At 61.4% G+C, this 16,334-nt stretch carries 12 protein-coding genes; 4 read left to right on the top strand and 8 right to left on the bottom strand.

The genetic code is table 11. The features are described from left to right. The first annotated feature begins 25 nt into the window (after positions 1-25). Together AC1RR7_RS01540 and lpxH are read left to right on the top strand one after the other, a co-directional pair. Positions 26-532 (top strand): peptidylprolyl isomerase, encoded by a 507-nt coding sequence (locus tag AC1RR7_RS01540; protein ID WP_096822285.1) that lies wholly within the window; start codon positions 26-28, stop codon positions 530-532. Further along, complete coding sequence (gene lpxH, locus AC1RR7_RS01535) at positions 529-1,284, top strand: UDP-2,3-diacylglucosamine diphosphatase (protein ID WP_493065143.1); 756 nt, start codon at positions 529-531, stop codon at positions 1,282-1,284. The genes AC1RR7_RS01540 and lpxH overlap by 4 nt, the downstream gene beginning before the upstream one ends. A gap of 120 nt (positions 1,285-1,404) precedes the next feature. Here lpxH and AC1RR7_RS01530 read toward each other — a convergent pair whose 3' ends face one another. The 8 genes from AC1RR7_RS01530 to AC1RR7_RS01495 form a co-directional block, all read right to left on the bottom strand. Next, positions 1,405-2,934 (bottom strand): DHA2 family efflux MFS transporter permease subunit, encoded by a 1,530-nt coding sequence (locus AC1RR7_RS01530; RefSeq protein ID WP_096822287.1) that lies wholly within the window; start codon positions 2,932-2,934, stop codon positions 1,405-1,407. A gap of 81 nt (positions 2,935-3,015) precedes the next feature. After that, complete coding sequence (locus AC1RR7_RS01525) at positions 3,016-4,218, bottom strand: HlyD family secretion protein (RefSeq protein WP_493155840.1); 1,203 nt, start codon at positions 4,216-4,218, stop codon at positions 3,016-3,018. Between the two features lie 15 nt (positions 4,219-4,233). Continuing rightward, positions 4,234-5,703: an efflux transporter outer membrane subunit gene (locus AC1RR7_RS01520; protein ID WP_493155838.1), complete on the bottom strand. Its 1,470-nt coding sequence runs from the start codon at positions 5,701-5,703 to the stop codon at positions 4,234-4,236. Next, positions 5,693-6,175, bottom strand: coding sequence for a MarR family winged helix-turn-helix transcriptional regulator (locus AC1RR7_RS01515; RefSeq protein ID WP_192558419.1), 483 nt, complete (start codon positions 6,173-6,175; stop codon positions 5,693-5,695). Before AC1RR7_RS01515 ends, AC1RR7_RS01520 begins: the two co-directional genes overlap by 11 nt. 155 nt (positions 6,176-6,330) lie before the next feature. Further along, the gene (locus tag AC1RR7_RS01510; protein ID WP_493155836.1) at positions 6,331-7,653 is read right to left on the bottom strand and encodes a hypothetical protein; all 1,323 of its coding nucleotides are present in this window, start codon (positions 7,651-7,653) and stop codon (positions 6,331-6,333) included. A gap of 118 nt (positions 7,654-7,771) precedes the next feature. After that, on the bottom strand, positions 7,772-11,446 hold the full coding sequence (locus AC1RR7_RS01505) for a translocation/assembly module TamB domain-containing protein (protein ID WP_493155834.1): 3,675 nt from the start codon (positions 11,444-11,446) through the stop codon (positions 7,772-7,774). Continuing rightward, on the bottom strand, positions 11,443-13,170 hold the full coding sequence (locus AC1RR7_RS01500; protein WP_096822293.1) for an autotransporter assembly complex protein TamA: 1,728 nt from the start codon (positions 13,168-13,170) through the stop codon (positions 11,443-11,445). Before AC1RR7_RS01500 ends, AC1RR7_RS01505 begins: the two co-directional genes overlap by 4 nt. 66 nt (positions 13,171-13,236) lie before the next feature. After that, positions 13,237-13,887, bottom strand: coding sequence for a GNAT family N-acetyltransferase (locus AC1RR7_RS01495; RefSeq protein ID WP_085732178.1), 651 nt, complete (start codon positions 13,885-13,887; stop codon positions 13,237-13,239). Positions 13,888-14,061: 174 nt separating this feature from the next. Between AC1RR7_RS01495 and xthA the strand changes: the two genes are divergently transcribed. Both xthA and AC1RR7_RS01485 read left to right on the top strand, forming a co-directional pair. Beyond that, positions 14,062-14,874 carry an exodeoxyribonuclease III gene (gene xthA / locus AC1RR7_RS01490; protein ID WP_192558422.1) on the top strand — a complete coding sequence of 271 codons (813 nt, stop codon included), beginning with the start codon at positions 14,062-14,064 and terminating at the stop codon, positions 14,872-14,874. A gap of 115 nt (positions 14,875-14,989) precedes the next feature. After that, a complete protein-coding gene (locus tag AC1RR7_RS01485; RefSeq protein ID WP_273538139.1) occupies positions 14,990-16,324 on the top strand; it encodes a substrate-binding domain-containing protein in 1,335 nt (444 codons plus the stop codon). Positions 16,325-16,334 lie beyond the last annotated feature (10 nt).

Below are 16,334 nucleotides of genomic sequence, written 5' to 3'. Positions count from 1 at the left end.
GAATTCCTTATAAAGAGTACTGACCATGACTCAAGTCAAACTGACCACCAACCACGGTGACATCGTCATCGAACTGAACGCTGAAAAGGCCCCGATCACCGTGGCCAACTTCATCGAGTACGTCAAAGCCGGTCACTACGAAAACACCGTTTTCCACCGTGTCATCGGTAACTTCATGATCCAGGGCGGCGGTTTCGAGCCAGGCATGAAGGAAAAGAAAGACAAGCGTCCAAGCATCCAGAACGAAGCCGACAACGGTCTTTCCAACGACAAGTACACCATCGCCATGGCACGCACCATGGAGCCGCATTCGGCTTCCGCGCAGTTCTTCATCAACGTGGCCGACAACAGCTTCCTGAACCACAGCGGCAAGAACGTTCAAGGCTGGGGCTACGCGGTATTCGGTAAAGTGACCGCCGGTACTGATGTTGTCGACAGCATCAAGAAAGTCTCGACCGGCTCCAAGGCTGGCCACCAGGACGTACCAAGCGACGACGTGATCATCGAGAAAGCCGAGATCATCGAAGCGTGATATTGCTGATTTCAGACTTGCATCTGGAAGAGGAGCGCCCGGACATTACCCGGGCGTTTCTGGATTTGCTCGCCGGACGCGCCCGCTCGGCGAGTGCGTTGTACATTCTGGGCGACTTTTTCGAGGCGTGGATTGGCGACGATGCCATGACCCCCTTCCAGCGTTCCATCTGCCAGGCCCTGCGCGAACTCAGCGACAGCGGCACGGCCATTTTTCTGATGCACGGCAATCGCGACTTCATGCTCGGCAAGGCCTTCTGCAAACAGGCCGGCTGTACGCTGTTGAAGGATCCAAGTGTCGTGCAGTTTTACGGCGAGCCGGTGCTGCTGATGCACGGCGACAGCCTGTGCACCCGCGACGAAGCCTATATGAAGCTGCGCCGCTACCTGCGCAATCCGCTGAGCCTGTTCATCCTGCGCAACCTGCCCTTGCGCACCCGCCACAAACTGGCGCGCAAGCTGCGCAGTGAAAGCCGGGCGCAAACGCGGATGAAGACCAACGACATCGTCGATGTCACGCCGGAGGAAATTCCGCGGATCATGCAGGAATACGGGGTGAAAACCCTGATTCACGGGCATACCCACCGACCGGCCATCCACAAGTTGCAGATCGGTGATCAGGCGGCGAAGCGGATTGTGCTGGGGGATTGGGATCGTCAGGGCTGGGCGTTACAGGTGGATGAGAACGGGTTTGCGTTGGCGCCGTTTGATTTTGCACCGCCGCCTTCACTGCCCGCCCCTGCCACCGTTTGATGATCGTTCCCACGCTCTGCGTGGGAATGCCTCAATGGACGCTCCGCGTCCGCTTCGGCATGGGACGCGGAGCGTCCCGGGCTGCATTCCCACGCAGAGCGTGGGAACGATCTCGCCGACTCAGTGACCGCTGGCGGCAGGGCCTGCTTTTGCGGCAAACGGCGGCTTCGCCAGCCAAACAATCAAGATCAACCCCATGAACCCCCACCCCAGCAGCGTGAAGTAATCCACGGTGGAGAGCATGTACGCCTGACTCGTCAGCACATGATCAAGCTGCGCATACGCCGGATTTCCCGCCCCGCCCAGATTGTTCAGCGCTTCCCGGGTCGCCGGCTCATAGGTGCTGATGCTTTCACTCATGTAGGCATGATGCTGATCCGCCCGGCGAATCCAGATCCAGGTGGTCAGCGACGCTGCAAAGCTGCCGCCCAGTGTCCGCAGGAACGTCGCCAGACCAGCGCCGTCAGCAATCTGGCTCGGCGGCAGGTCCGACATCAGGATGCTCAAGGTCGGCATGAAGAACAGCGCCACGCCGATGCCCATGAACAGTTGCACCAGCGCGATGTGCTGGAAGTCCACTTCGTTGGTGAATTCGGCACGCATGAAGCAGCTCAGTCCGATCGCCAGGAACGCCAGCCCGGCCAGCAGGCGCAGGTCGAACTTGTGCGCGTACTTGCCGACAAACGGTGACAGCACCACCGGCAGAATACCGATCGGCGCCACCGCCAGCCCGGCCCAGGTCGCGGTGTAGCCCATCTGGGTCTGCAACCACTGCGGCAGGATCAGGTTGATGCCGAAGAACCCGGCGTAACCCAACACCAGCACCAGTGTGCCGATGCGGAAGTTGCGGTGGGCGAACAGGCGCAGATTGACCACCGGATGCTGGTCTGTCATTTCCCAGATCACGAACACCGCCAGCGCAATCACCGAAATGGCCGCGCCGATGATGATGAAGTTCGATTCGAACCAGTCCAGGTCGTTGCCCTTATCGAGGATCACCTGCAAGGCACCCACGCCGATGATCAGCGTGATCAGCCCGACGTAGTCCATCGGTTGACGGCTGGTGACCACGGGGCGTTTCGCCAATTGCGAACGCACCACCATCACCGCGAACACGCCAATCGGCACGTTGATGAAGAAGATCCACGGCCAGCTGTAACTGTCGGTGATCCAGCCGCCGAGAATCGGGCCGGCAATCGGCGCCACCACCGTGACCATCGCCAATAACGCCAGGGCCATGCCTCGCCTGGCGGGCGGATAGACCGCGATCAACAGCGTCTGGGTCATCGGGTACAACGGCCCGGCCACCAGCCCTTGCAGGACACGGAAGCCGATCAGTTCAGGCATCGAGGTGGAAATACCGCAGAGGAACGAGGCCAGCACAAACAGCATGGTCGCCCAGAGAAACAGCTTCACCTCGCCGAAACGCCGGCTCAGCCAGCCGGTGAGCGGCAGCGCGATGGCGTTGCTCACGGCGAAGGAGGTAATGACCCAGGTGCCCTGCTCCGAACTCACGCCGAGGTTGCCGGAAATGGTCGGCAGCGCCACGTTGGCGATGGTGGTGTCGAGCACTTGCATGAAGGTCGCCAGCGACAGGCCGATGGTGCTGAGCAACAGGCTGGGCGGCGAAAAAGAGGCGTTATTGCTCATCGCGAATCCTTTGGAGCTGAATTTTTTGGAGCGAGGGCAGGCGCCGCGCCCGTCAGGGAGCGCGGCGAAAGGATTGGCGAATCAGCGTTGCGCGGTCTTGCTGACCGCAGCGCTGTTGTCGTGGATCAGTTGCGCGATCATCGCGTCGGCTTCACCCAGTTGGCGGTCGTAGACGCTGGTGCTGAACGAGGCCTGTTGCGGCGGTTGCTGGGCCAGTACCGGGCCGCTCTGGTCATGCAGGTTGACCTCGACATTGGTCGACAGACCGACGCGCAGCGGGTGCTTGGCCAGTTCTTCGGCATTGACGTGAATCCGCACCGGTACTCGCTGCACGATCTTGATCCAGTTACCGGTGGCGTTCTGCGCCGGCAACAGGGCGAAGGCGCTGCCGGTGCCCGCACCGAGGCTGTCCACGGTGCCGCTGAATTTCACGTCGCTGCCGTAGATGTCGGATTCGATGTCCACCGGCTGACCGATGCGCATGTCACGCAGCTGGGTTTCCTTGAAGTTGGCGTCGATCCACAGCTGATCCAGCGGAATCACTGCCATCAGCGCGGTGCCCGGCTGCACGCGCTGGCCGAGTTGCACGGTGCGTTTGGCAACGTAACCGGTGACCGGCGCGATCAGCGTGCTGCGAGCGTTGGTCAGGTAGGCCTGACGCAGATCGGCCGCGGCCGACATCACGTCCGGATGCGACGAGACCACAGTGTCATCGACCAGCGCGCTGGTGGTTTTCAGTTGCTGCTGGGCGTTGGCCAGGGCGTTTTGCGCCGAGGTCAGGTCGTCGCGAGCGTGGGACAGCTCTTCCTGGGAAATCGCGCCGCCAGCGGCGAGGTTTTTCCGGCGATTGAAGTTGTCCTGGGCTTTCTGCACGTTAGCCTGTTGCGCGTTGACCTGGGCTTTCATGCCGTCAACGTTGCTGTACAGACCGCGAACCTGACGTACGGTACGCGCTAGTTTGGCCTGGGCACTTTGCAAGCCGACTTCGGCGTCGTTCGGGTCGAAGTTGACCAGTACCTGACCTTCGTGAACCAGATCGCCATCGTCGGCGCCGATGCTGACCACGGTGCCGGTCACCAAAGGGGTGATTTCAACGACGTTGCCGTTGACGTAGGCGTCATCGGTGCTTTCGTTCCAGCGCCCGACGAATTCGTGATACGCCCAGACGCCGGCACCGGCGAGGGCAACCACAACGGCCAGCACCACCAGCATCACTTTGCGTTTGCGCGGATTGCCGGTGTCGGGGGTGTTGTCTTGAGCTTGAGTGTTTTCGGCAGTGGCCATGACAAATACCTTGAATTAGTTGTGCGTGGTGGCTGGGCTGGCGTTGGCAGTGGTCAGGGTTTGCCCCTGAAAGCCGCCACCCAGCGCTTGCATCAGTTGAATCGACAGGTCGATCTGCTCGGCATTCAGGTTGGCCAGCTGACGCTGGGCCTGCAGCAATTGCTGCTCGATGCTGAGCACGTCCAGGTAGTTGCCGATGCCGGAACCGTAACGCTGGACCACGGTGTTGTAAGAATCCTGGGCAATGTCGGTCGCGTGCTGCTGGGCGCCGATCTGCCGGCCGATGTCATGCAACTGGTTGATCGTGTCGCTGACATCGCCCAAGGCTTTCACCAGGCTTTTGTTGTACTGCGCCACGGCCAGGTCGTAGTCGGCGTCGCGTGCATCGAGGTTGGCGCGCAAGCGTCCACCGTCGAAGATCGGCAGCGAAATGGTCGGGGCGATGTTGAAGAAGCGGCTGGCGGACCCGAACATCGCGTCACCCAATAACGATTCGGCACCGGCGGACGCCGTAAGGTTCAGGTTGGGATAGAAGCGGGTCTTGGCCGAGTCGATGTCCTTGCTCGCGGCCTCGACACGCCAGCGCGCGGCGACCAGATCCGGGCGACGGCCCAGCAGTTCCGCCGGCAGAACAGACGGCAGCGCTACGGCACTGGCTTGCAGGACTTTCGGTCGGGCGATTTCGTTGCCGCGATCCGGGCCTTTGCCGAGCAATACGGCCAGGGCGATTTTCGCGCTGTTCAGGCGCTTTTCGGCGTCGATCAGGCTGGCTTCGGAGCTGGCTTCCAGGCTTTGGGTCTGCTGGAACTGGTACTGGCTGTCGATCCCGGAGCTCAAACGGCGCTGGCTCAGATCGAGCATCTGTTTGGTGCGCTTGAGGTCTTCGGTCGCCAAGTCATAAACGATGTGCGCCTGCCCCAGATCGCTGTAGGCCCGGGCCACGTCGGCGGCGAGGGTCAGTTGCGCGGCCTGACGGTCGACTTCAGCCGCGCGAGCCTGGCCGAGTGCGGCTTCCCAGGCGTCACGCTGACCGCCCCAGAGGTCGAAGTTGTAATTGAAGCCGGCGCTGATATTGCGCGTAGTGGCGTAGGCGTCGCCCTGCCCTCGCGGGTCCTGATCCTTGGCCAGGCGCGAGCGCGTAATGCCGGCGCTGGCGTCGAGGGTCGGGTAGCGCTCGGCATCGGCGGCATATGCAGCGGCGCTGGCCTGGTGGGCGCGGGCGTCGGCGATCTGCATGTCCGGGCTGTCGTGCAGGGCTTCGCGGATCAGACCGTCGAGCTGCGGATCGCCGAGGCTGGTCCACCAGTCGCTCTTCGGCCAAGCGGCCTGGGACAGAGTGACGCCATTGAGCGATTGCCCGGTCTTCAGGGTTTTCGCATCGAGGCTGGCGCCTTGGGTATCGAGGCCACTGTAGTTGGCGCAACCGGCGAGGATCATCGCCGACAGCACCAGTGTCAGGCTGCTGCGCAAGGTTTTACCGCTCATTGTGTTCACCTAACCGCTGGAGGGTGATCGGGTCACCGGCCGCCAGCAAAATTTTCTTGAGGATGTATTCCAGGGTTTTCAACTCGTCCGGGGTCACGGCGCCGGCCAGTTCGTTCATGGCGTCGGCACCGATGTGCGGCAGGCGATCGGCCAGTTGCTGGCCTTGTTCGGTGAGTTTCAGTTGCACCTGACGGCGATCGCCTTCGCTGCGTTGGCGAATCAGGAAACCTTTCTGTTCCAGGCGGTCGAGCATGCGGGTCATCGAACCGCTGTCCAGCGACAGGTGCCGGCACAGCTCGGCCGGGGTATCGACGCCGAACTGGGCCATGATGATCAACACCTTGAACTGCGCGGCAGTGATGCCGTGGGGTTCCATGTGGGTGTCGATGATCTTGTCCTTGAGCAAGGCCGCACGGCCGAGCAACAGGCCGAGATGGCAATGCTTGAATTCGTCTGGGGTGAAATGCTTCATGTGCTCACCTAATAACTGCCTAGGCAGTGAATGTATGTCGAGATGTTACTGCCTAGGCAGCGAATGTCAACGTAATAGTTAGGTTGCTTTGTAATTGGCGGATAAATGGCTGGGCGAGCGTGGCTGAACAAGGGCGCATTGCACGCCGATTACGCTCAAGATTTGTCAGTGGGATGATTCATCGATGGCGGCTGAACGGGATGAACTTCGCGCCCACGCAACGCGGTCGCCACATACCCGCAGGCGCGCCTGGCTCCCGCGTAAATGCCGTGCCAGCCCGGCGGCGCCGGCTCGATGGCGGCATGCAATGCCAGCGCATAATCAAGCACCAGCCCGGGCGTCCAGGCCATCGCCTCGGCGCGCTTGCGCACCTGGGCCGCGACCCAGAATTCCGGGCTGATGATGACCCGGGCAAAATCCAGCATGCTCGAATGCCCCCGGTTCATCGCGCCTTCCAGCGCCGCTTCCAGGCTATGCGCGACGGCACTCGAACAATTGCGGCTGGTGAGGTTGTAGGTGGTGTCCTGCCGATAATCCGCCCAGAACGCCTGAAGCCGTGCGGCATCGTAGTGCCCGAAGCTGACCTGAACCGAGGACGGACACCAGTCGGCAACCTCGCTCGCATAATCCTGCAGAAACCTGCCTGGGACATCGTTGTTCGGTGTGGCCCGCAGCAACCGCACGAAATCCCCCGCCGAACGATCGATGTCGTCCAGCGGGTAATGGCTGATGTAGACGTCCGGCCCACATTCCAGTGCCGCGTGGCCGGCGGAGATGACGCCGTTGATGTCGACTGCGGCGATATAACGGTTGAGCAGCCGGTTGCGCACCAGTGTGTCGTCAACGGTGCCGCTGGGTGTCCAGACATGGATGACCAACGCGTCACCGTAGGCCGGTTTGCACACCGGGGACGGCGTCACCGGCGTATGCCCGTTCTTGAACCGCAATGCCTGCTGCAACAAGGCACAACCCGAGAGAAAGATGCTCATGCCAATGCAGAACGGCACTGTCCCCTTGTAAAGCGTCGGGTACGGTTCGAGGAGGAACAACGCGAAGCCAATCTCGAACAGCGCCACCAGCAGTGACACCTGCCAACCGACAAAGCGCACCACCACCGCAGCCGCCAGGCGAAAACCGCCGTCGAGCAGAAAAGCCACACCGAACAGCACCGCGAGAATCACCCCGGCGACATGTTGCCGGTCGACGATCAGCAGCCCCAGCAGCAGAAAAGCCAGACCCCGCGCCCTGCGCAAAACCGCCGCGGTGCCAGCTTGCGGGGCCGGCACCAGCAGAATGATCAGGGCTTCGAGCAACAACAGATAGCCGAACACATGCAGCGGGAAATACAGAACGCCGTCCAGCGCATCGATGAAAATGGCCACGCCGGCCGCGCCCCAGACAACGCCGGTCAGCGCCAGTGCTGACCAGCGCCGGCGGACAAAGTCGTGACCGAGCAAGACCATACTCAAACGGACCATAGGCGCCCCCGGGGCGTTTCGGGCAGCCGCACTTTGCAGCCATCAAGCTGAGATCAGTCTAATACATCAAAAAAGAGCCGGATCGTGGTGACACGAACCGGCTCTGTAGGAATGCGGTCTAGAAGTCCCGCTTGTAGAAGATGTCCAGCGAACTGGCCACGCCGCTGGCGGCTTCCAGATAGACCTTTTTGCTCAGCTTGTAGCGCAAGGCGATGGTGTTGGCCGGTTCGAACACGCCGACGCCGTAACGCAAGCTGAGCTTCTCGGAAATATTGCCGCTGGCCACCACGCTGGTGGTGTTGCCGCTGCCCTGGGTGTCGAGCTGGAAATCCTGAATCCCCAGGTCCTTGGCCAGACCGCTGGTAACCCCGGAACTGCCCATCAGGCCCAGACCGAGCGCCGCTTGCGCGAGCATGTTGTTGTCCTCGCCGGTGGTACTCAGCGGGCGCCCCAGCACCAGATAGGACAACGCCTGCTCCTGGCTCATCGCCGGCTCGGAGAAGATCTGCGTGGTCGGCTGCTCGGCGCTGCCGCTCAGGCGGATACCGGCGATCACGTCGTCGGTCTGGCGGATCGCTTCGATGTCCAGATACGGCTGATCGATCGGCCCGGCAAACAGCAGACGCGCGCGGCGTACCGTCAGGCGCTGGCCGTAGGCGCGGTATTTACCGTCGTTGAGCCACAGCTCGCCGCGAGTATCCAGGTTGTCGCCGATGTGCACATGACCTTGCAGGTTGGCGGTCAGGCCGAATCCGGCGAAGCTCAGCTTGTCCTCACCGACCACCACGTCGATGTCCATCTTCATGGCCAGCGGCGGTTTGCCCTCTTCGGTCTGCGCGCCAACGATGATCGTGTCATCGGAGACTTTCACCGTCGATGGCGGCAATTCGCGCACGGTGATTTCGCCTCTGGGCACCAGCACCTTGCCGGCAATCGCCAGCTCATCGCCAGCCATGGAAATCTTCAAGTCCGGCGCCACTTCAAGCTTGGCGTAGGGCTCGACGGTGACCGGCAATTGTGTGCCCTTGAGCGCCAGATCCACCACCAGCGCCTGACCCCAGGCGACGTTGCCGCTGAGGCTGCCCTGCCCGGCCTTGCCGCTTTTCCAGCCGCCGTTCAATTGCACGGTTTCCCCGGCGATCACCGCTTGCAGTTGCAGTGCCTGCAATTCCAGCGGCAGTTCCGGGCCGGACACTTCGCCGTCACTGAGTTGCACAGTGCCGTTGACCAGCGGCGCAAGCAATCCGCCGGAAATCGTGCCGCTGCCGTTCAGGCGTCCGGTGAGTTTCTCGACCATCGGCACAAACGGCCGCGCCACCGACAGGTCCAGCCCGCTGAGGCGGAACGAGCCATTCAGCGGTTTGTTCTTCGGCAGCGGATTGAGCTGCGCCTGCACCATCAGTTCACCGAGCTTGCCGCCGACGAAGTTGAGGTCGGTGTCGATGCGTTTCGGCGTGAGTTTGCTGGTGAGCTTGAGGGTCTGGTACGGGAAGTCCAGCCACTGATCCTTTTCCTTCATGCGCAAGGTGCCGCCGCTGGCATCGACGCTGATCTGGCCGTTCGGACCGCTGGCCGGCAGGTCCAGTTGCAGGTCGGCATTGAGCTTGCCCTGCCAGGCGAAATCCTTGGGCAGCCACTGCGCCAGGCTTTCGATCGGGAACTGCTTGAGGTGGTAACGCAGCTTCGGCTCCGGCATCAACCGCTGGTCTTCGCCGCACAGGCTGGCATTGCCGGACATCCAGCAATGGGCGCCGAAGTTGATCTTGCCGTCGGCCAGACGTTCGAGTTTGGCCGGGTTTTGCAGCTTCCAGTCCTGACCGCCGGCCTGAATGTCGCCGCTGGCCAGACGCCCGCGCCAGTTGCCTTTGTCCAGATTGCCGTCCAGGCCCAGCGCGAGTTTCAGCTTCGGCCCGAGCAGGTCGAGAGTGAGCTTCTGGCTTTTGATATCGCCCTGAGCGCTGGCGGTCAGGGTGCCCAGCGACGTGTCGCCGGCCTGAATGCCGCTGCCCTTGAGATCGATTTTCGCCCGTTGCGCGCTGTCGAGGGTGGCGTCGAGGTTGAGGCTTTGCAGGCGATTGTCCTGGAACACCAGTTGCGAACCCTGCAGGTCGAGCTTGCCTTGCGGCGCTTTCAACGTGCCGGAGACATCGACTCGACCGTTGATCTGCCCGCGCAGCTGCGGCCAGAGCTGGGCCAGACGCGGCAACTTGATGTCGATCTGCCCGGTGAGCTTCTGTTGCAGGCTGCCCTTGCCATTGATGCTGTTGTCGCCGAGGCGGATTTGCAGGGCATTCAGATTCCACTGCTCGCCCGCGCCGTCAGCCTTGGCTTGCAGCACCGCCGGTTGCCCACGCAGTTTGCCTTTGAGGTCGAGGTCAGCGTTGAGGCTCAGGCGCTCGTTCTTCATTTCGCCCGTGCTTTTCAGTGGCCCGGCCAAGGTGCCCGGCAGCTCCGCCATCCAGTACGCCGGGTTGAGCGCGGACAACTCCAGCGCAGTGTCCCAGGCAATGCCGTCGGCGAACTGCACGTTCACGTGCCCTTCGGCCTTGCCCTGCCCCGCTTCGAGTTTGAATTGCGGCAGGAAGATCTGTTTGAGATTGCCGCTGAACGGGCTGCTCAGGCTGAATGCCCCGGCCGGGCCATCCAGCGCGGCGGCGAAATTGCCGAGATATTGGCCGTCGGTGTAGGAGACTTCGCCAGTGAACGTGCGCAGAGCGACTTGCGGCTCGTCGATCTCGGAATAGAGCCGATGCCACGGGAAATCCTGCCAATTGATGTTGGCCTGGGCGCTGAGGCCTTTGCTCCAGTCGACATTACCAGTGAGCTTGAGGCTTTGCTTGTCATTGGCCGTCAGGTCGAGGCCGGCGATTTGCGCACCCTTGGCGTCAACCTTGCCTTTGAGCAACAGCGCTACCGGGCCTTTATCGGCCGGCAACGTCGCATTGCCGAGGAGTTGGTAACCATTTTTCAGGTCGCCTTCGCCGGTCAATACCAGTTGATTGAGTTGCAGAGTGTCCGGCAGGTCGGCGCTCGGTTTGAACGCTTCCGAAGTGATGCGCACCTTGGCCGACAGGTTTTCCGCCAGCGGTTGCAGCTCGCCGCTCAACTGGCCGTCGAGGTAGCCACGGCTGTCGGCGTGCAGGTTCAGGGTCTTGAGCAGATCGCCGTCGACTTTGAGTGCCAGCGTCCATGGGCCGGTGCCCGGAGACGGTAGGGTCAGATCACCGGCGATGTTTAGCGGCCAGTTACCGGTGGGCTGCAACAGGCCGGACAGATTCAGGCTCAGGTCGTCGCGTTGCAGTTTCACGCTGTCGATCTGCATGCCCTTGGTAGTCCAGTGCGCCGCGAGTTGCAGGCCTTTGAGCTGTTCGCTGCCATTGAACAACAGGCTGCCGACCTGCACGTCACCCAGCTCGATGGCCACGGGCAATTGCAGATCCGGCAACTTGATAGGGCCGCTGTCGGTGGTTTCTTCGCCGGGCGGGAATTGCAGGCTGACCTGATCGGCCTTGAGCTGTTCGATGCACAGCGTCATGCGTGTCAGGCACAGCGGCGACCATTCGAAAATCGGCTTGCTCAGCTCGACGCGGCTGCCGTCCTGCTGCCACAACAGATGATCGGCACTCCACTGCCCGCCGAGTCGACCCTGAAAGTTGTCGACACTCAAACCCGGAACCAGCCCCAGCACCCAACGGCTGCCAGCCTGGGTGCCGAGCACAACGGTAATGCTCAATACAATCAGCAGCACCAGCGACAACAACGCCAGCGCCGAAATTTTCAAACCACGCTTCACAGCTCAGGCCCCATGGAAAAGTGCAGCCGGATGCCGCCATCGTCGTCCAGCGCGTGAGCCAGGTCGAGGCGGATCGGCCCCACCGGCGAAACCCAGCGCACACCTATACCGACCCCGGTCTTGAGGTTCGGCAGTTCGAGTTTGTTGAAGGAGTTGCCCTGGTCGACGAAGGTCGCGATCCGCCATTTTTCAGCGATCGAGTATTGATATTCGACGCTGCCGGCAATCATGTAGCGCCCGCCGATGCGGTCGCCCTCGGCGTTTTCCGGGGACAGGCTCTGATAGTCGTAACCGCGCACGCTCTGATCGCCACCGGCGAAGAAGCGCAGCGACGGCGGCACCGATTTGTAACCGTTGGTGGCGCTGCCGCCGACCTGCACCCGCCCGAGGAAGCGGTGATTGTCGAACACCGTGGTCAGGCCTTTGATCAATGCGGTGCCATATAAAAGGTTGGTGTCCGAAGCCAGACCTTCCTTGGCCACCTTGGATTCAAACGTCAGGCGATAACCATTGTGCGGGTCGATGCGGTTGTCGCTCTTGAGGTAGGAATAACTGACGCCGGGCATCAACAGGTTGCTGAGACCAGAGTCGTCGCCCAGTTGATATTCCTCACGCTGCCATTTCAGCGAAATCACCCGCTGCCAGCCGCTGGGCAACTTGCTGTGCCATTCCGGGCCGAAGGTCAGCAGTTTGCTGAGGGTGTCGGAGCCGTCGATGTTTTCGTACTGATAACCACCGGCCCAGCGCAACTTGTCGGTCAACGGTGGGTCCAGCGGAATGTCGTAGAACAGACCGACGTTCTGCCGTGGCGCCGAGAGTTCGGCTTCCCAGCCATAACTGTCGCCTTGCGGGTTGACCCAATGGCGAGTCCAGTTGGCCTTGATGCGCGGGCCAACGTCGGTGGAATAACCGAGACCCAGGCCCATGGTGCGCGGCTTGCGGGTTTCGAGTTTGACGTCCACCGGGATCACGTCGTTTTTCGCGGCGGTCGGTGCGGCGTCGACCCGCACGCCTTCGAAATAACCGCTCGATTGCAGGTCTCGATTGAGTTCGGCGATCAGCTCCGAGTCATACGGTTCGCCGGCCTTGAACGGCACCATGCGTTGCAGCAAGTCTTCGTCGAACGGCGTGTCGCCCGCGAAGCTGACTTTGCCCAGCGCATAACGCGGGCCGCTTTCGTAGATCAATTCAACATCGGCGACCCCGGCGCGGGGATCTACCATCAATTTCTGGCTGGTGAAACGGCCACTGAAGAAGCCATAGCGCGACGCTTGATTCTGGATCAAGCGCTTGGCGTCTTCGTAACGACCATGGTTGAGCACGGCGCCGGGCTTGAGCACGTCGCTTTTCGGTACACGAAAGGCTTTGAGGGCGGCAGCGGGTCCGTCGACACGCACGGTGACATTGCGCAGGCGAATCGGCTCGCCGGGATCGATGTTCAGCACCAGGCGCGGTTTTTCGCCGCCCTTCACGTCACTCTCGATGTGCGGCTGGTAGTAGCCCAAAGCCTGGGCGGCCTTGCGCGCCTGCTCTTCGGCGCCGCGACTGAAGCGCTGCAAGGCTTCTTCGTCACGATCGCCGAGGCTGCCGATATAGCCTTCTATATTGGCTTTGAGTTCATCGTTGGACGGTTTGATCCGCACATCCAATTCACTTTGCGCCAGCGCCGCGCAGCTGGTTAACAGCATGAGCACGCCACTGGTAAATCTTCCTGGAAACTTCATAGGCGCGGATGCTATCACGGGCTTGGGAGCGTGATAGAACAGGAAATTTCCCAAAAAGTTCGATGGTTATCCCGTTGCAGTTTGTAACACCTGCGGGTTGGCGTGGAAAAACACGTGCTCGCGCACCGGTCCGACGGCGACTTCGCCGATTTCCTCATAGCCCTGACGCTTGTAAAACTCCAGGTAGCGCGGGTTGCCGGTATCGAGGATCACCCCTTGGGAGCTTTCGTCCACCGCGCACCAGTTGTGCACCGCTTGCAACAGTTGTTCGCCGAAGTGTTTGCCCTGAAATTGTGGATGCACGCCCAGCAGCGGCAGCATGTGTACCGAATCGGTCGGCACGCAGGCTTCAACGGCGGCGTGATATTCCAGATAACGCCGGGTGCAGCGAAAACCGGTGCTCAACACCATGCGCAGACGCCAGGCCCAACTCTCGGTGACGCCCAGACGACGTTGCGGCGGTGCGATCAGGGCGATGCCGATCAAGCGATCATTGACCAACAGGCCGATGGCCGGCAGATCCTGCAGGAAATGCTGTTTGACCAGTTCCCGCACCGTGGCACGCACCCGTTGTTCGTAGCCCGGACGTTCGGCCTCGAACAGATAAGCGAAGGTCGGCTCATGACGGTAAGCCTGATACAGCAAGGATCGCGCTTCACGGGAATAGCCGCGGTCGAGCATGTGGATGTCGGCGATGGCGGTCGAGGTTTCAGGCATGACGGTGATTCTCCCTGGACGGGACTCAACAGGCCCCGTTCTTGTTATACGAGCCTTGGGCTGAAGGGATCGTTCCCACACCCGAAAGACATTAGCAGCGCATATGGACTACCGCCACGCTGGCCCAGATCCTACATGTCAGCTAGCATCGCCCTTTTGCCAGGACTGCCGACCATGAAGATCGTTTCCTTCAACATCAACGGACTGCGGGCCCGCCCGCATCAGCTGGCGGCGCTGATCGAAAAGCATCAGCCGGACGTCATCGGCCTGCAGGAAACCAAGGTCCACGACGACCAGTTCCCGCTGGAAGAAGTGCGGGCCCTGGGTTATCACGTGTATTTCCACGGCCAGAAAGGCCATTACGGCGTTGCCCTGCTCTCGCGCCAGGAGCCGATTGCCGTGCACAAAGGCTTCGCCACCGATGAAGAAGACGCGCAGCGGCGCTTTATCTGGGGCACTTTCGCCGACGCCAACGGCGTGCCGGTGACGATCATGAACGGCTATTTCCCACAGGGCGAAAGCCGCGACCATCCGACCAAATTCCCGGCCAAGCAGCGCTTCTACAGCGATCTGCAAACACTGCTGGAAAGCCAGTTCAACAATGAACAGCCGCTGGTGGTGATGGGCGACGTGAACATTTCCCCGGAAGACTGCGACATCGGCATCGGCCCGGACAACATGAAGCGCTGGCTGAAAACCGGCAAATGCAGCTTCCTGCCGGAAGAGCGCGAGTGGATGGCCCGCCTGAAGAACTGGGGCCTGACCGACAGCTTCCGTCACCTGAACCCAGATGTTACTGACACCTTCAGCTGGTTCGACTATCGCAGCCGTGGTTTTGAAGACGAGCCGAAGCGTGGTCTGCGCATCGACGTGATCCTGGCGTCCCATGGCTTGCTGCCACGGGTGAAAGCGGCCGGCGTGGACTATGAACTGCGCGGGATGGAAAAGCCTTCGGACCATGCGCCGATCTGGCTTGAATTGAGCTGACCAGCCTGAAGCAGAAGATCACAGCCAGCGGTTGTGATCTTCTGCCTTGTCATCTTTCAGAAACCTCACTGACTTAATCTCCCCGGCAATCCCCTTGGCTGCATTCGGTGCCGGCATGACCCTGCGCGTTCTGTTCGTCTTTCTCCTGAGTGCCTGGCTGCAGGTTTCGGCCGCTGCATTGCCCATTCCCGAGAACGGCCCGGTCCTGCGTATCCAGGGTTCCAACACCATCGGCGCGGCCCTTGGCCCGGCACTGGTGGAAGGTCTGCTGAAAGAACAGGGACTGTCGAAAGTCCACAGCGAAACCCCGGACACCGCCAACGAACAACGGGTCGTCGGTCTGACGGCCCAAGGCAAACGGGTCGTGGTGGAAATCGCCGCCCATGGCTCCAGCACCGGTTTCACGGCACTCAAAAGCAACAGCGCCGATCTGGCCGCCTCTTCTCGTCCGATCAAGGACAGCGAACTCGCCAGCCTGCAACCCCTCGGCGACCTGAAAAGCCCCGGCGCCGAGCAAGTCATCGCCATCGATGGCCTGGCGATCATCCTTCACCCCGCCAATCCGCTGAACCAATTGAATACCGAACAACTGGCGCGCATCTTCAGCGGCGAGGCGAAGACGTGGGAAGAACTCGGCGGCAAGGGTGGGACGATTCATCTGTATGCGCGGGATGATCAGTCCGGGACCTACGACACGTTCAAGGAACTTGTCCTCAGTCGTCGTGGGAAAACTCTGAACAACTCGGCGAAACGTTTCGAATCCAGCGAGCAATTGTCCGACGCGGTCAGTGCAGATCCGCAAGCCATCGGTTTTATCGGCCTGCCCTATGTGCGCCAGGCCAAAGCCGTGGCGATTGTCGATGGACAGTCCCTGGCGATGTTGCCGCTGGCCAGCCTGATCGCCACCGAAGACTATCCACTGTCGCGACGGTTGTTCTTCTATTTGCCACCCGACAGCCTGAACCCGTGGGCCCGGGCGTTGGTGGATTTTGCGCAAAGCCGTCAGGGCCAGGCGATTGTTGCGGCCAATGGCTTTATCGCCCAAACCGTGCACGCCATCTCGGTTACGCCGAATGCGCTGATGCCCGAGGGGTATCAATCCCTCAGCCGGCACGCCCAGCGTCTGACCGTGAACTTCCGCTTCGAAGAAGGCAGCGCGAGCCTCGACAACAAGGCCCGGCAGGATCTGGCCCGGGTGTTCGACTATATAAAGCACCACGAGAAGACCGACCGTGCAGTGACATTGGTAGGGTTCGGCGATGCCAAGGACGATCCGGCGCGGGCGGATTTGCTGTCAAAGCTGCGGGCGATGGCGGTACGTCGGGAGCTGGTGAAAAACGGCGTGGTGTTGCGCGAGGTGCGCGGATTTGGCGCGCTGATGCCGGTGGCGACCAACAGCGGGGATGAAGGCAGGATCAAGAACCGGCGGGTCGAGGTGTGGGTTTACTGAATCTGATGTC

This window comes from Pseudomonas sp. GW821-FHT11G12 (genome assembly GCF_058808055.1).
Note: the sequence above shows the minus strand (reverse complement) of the source record. Positions and strands in the feature narration are given on the sequence as shown.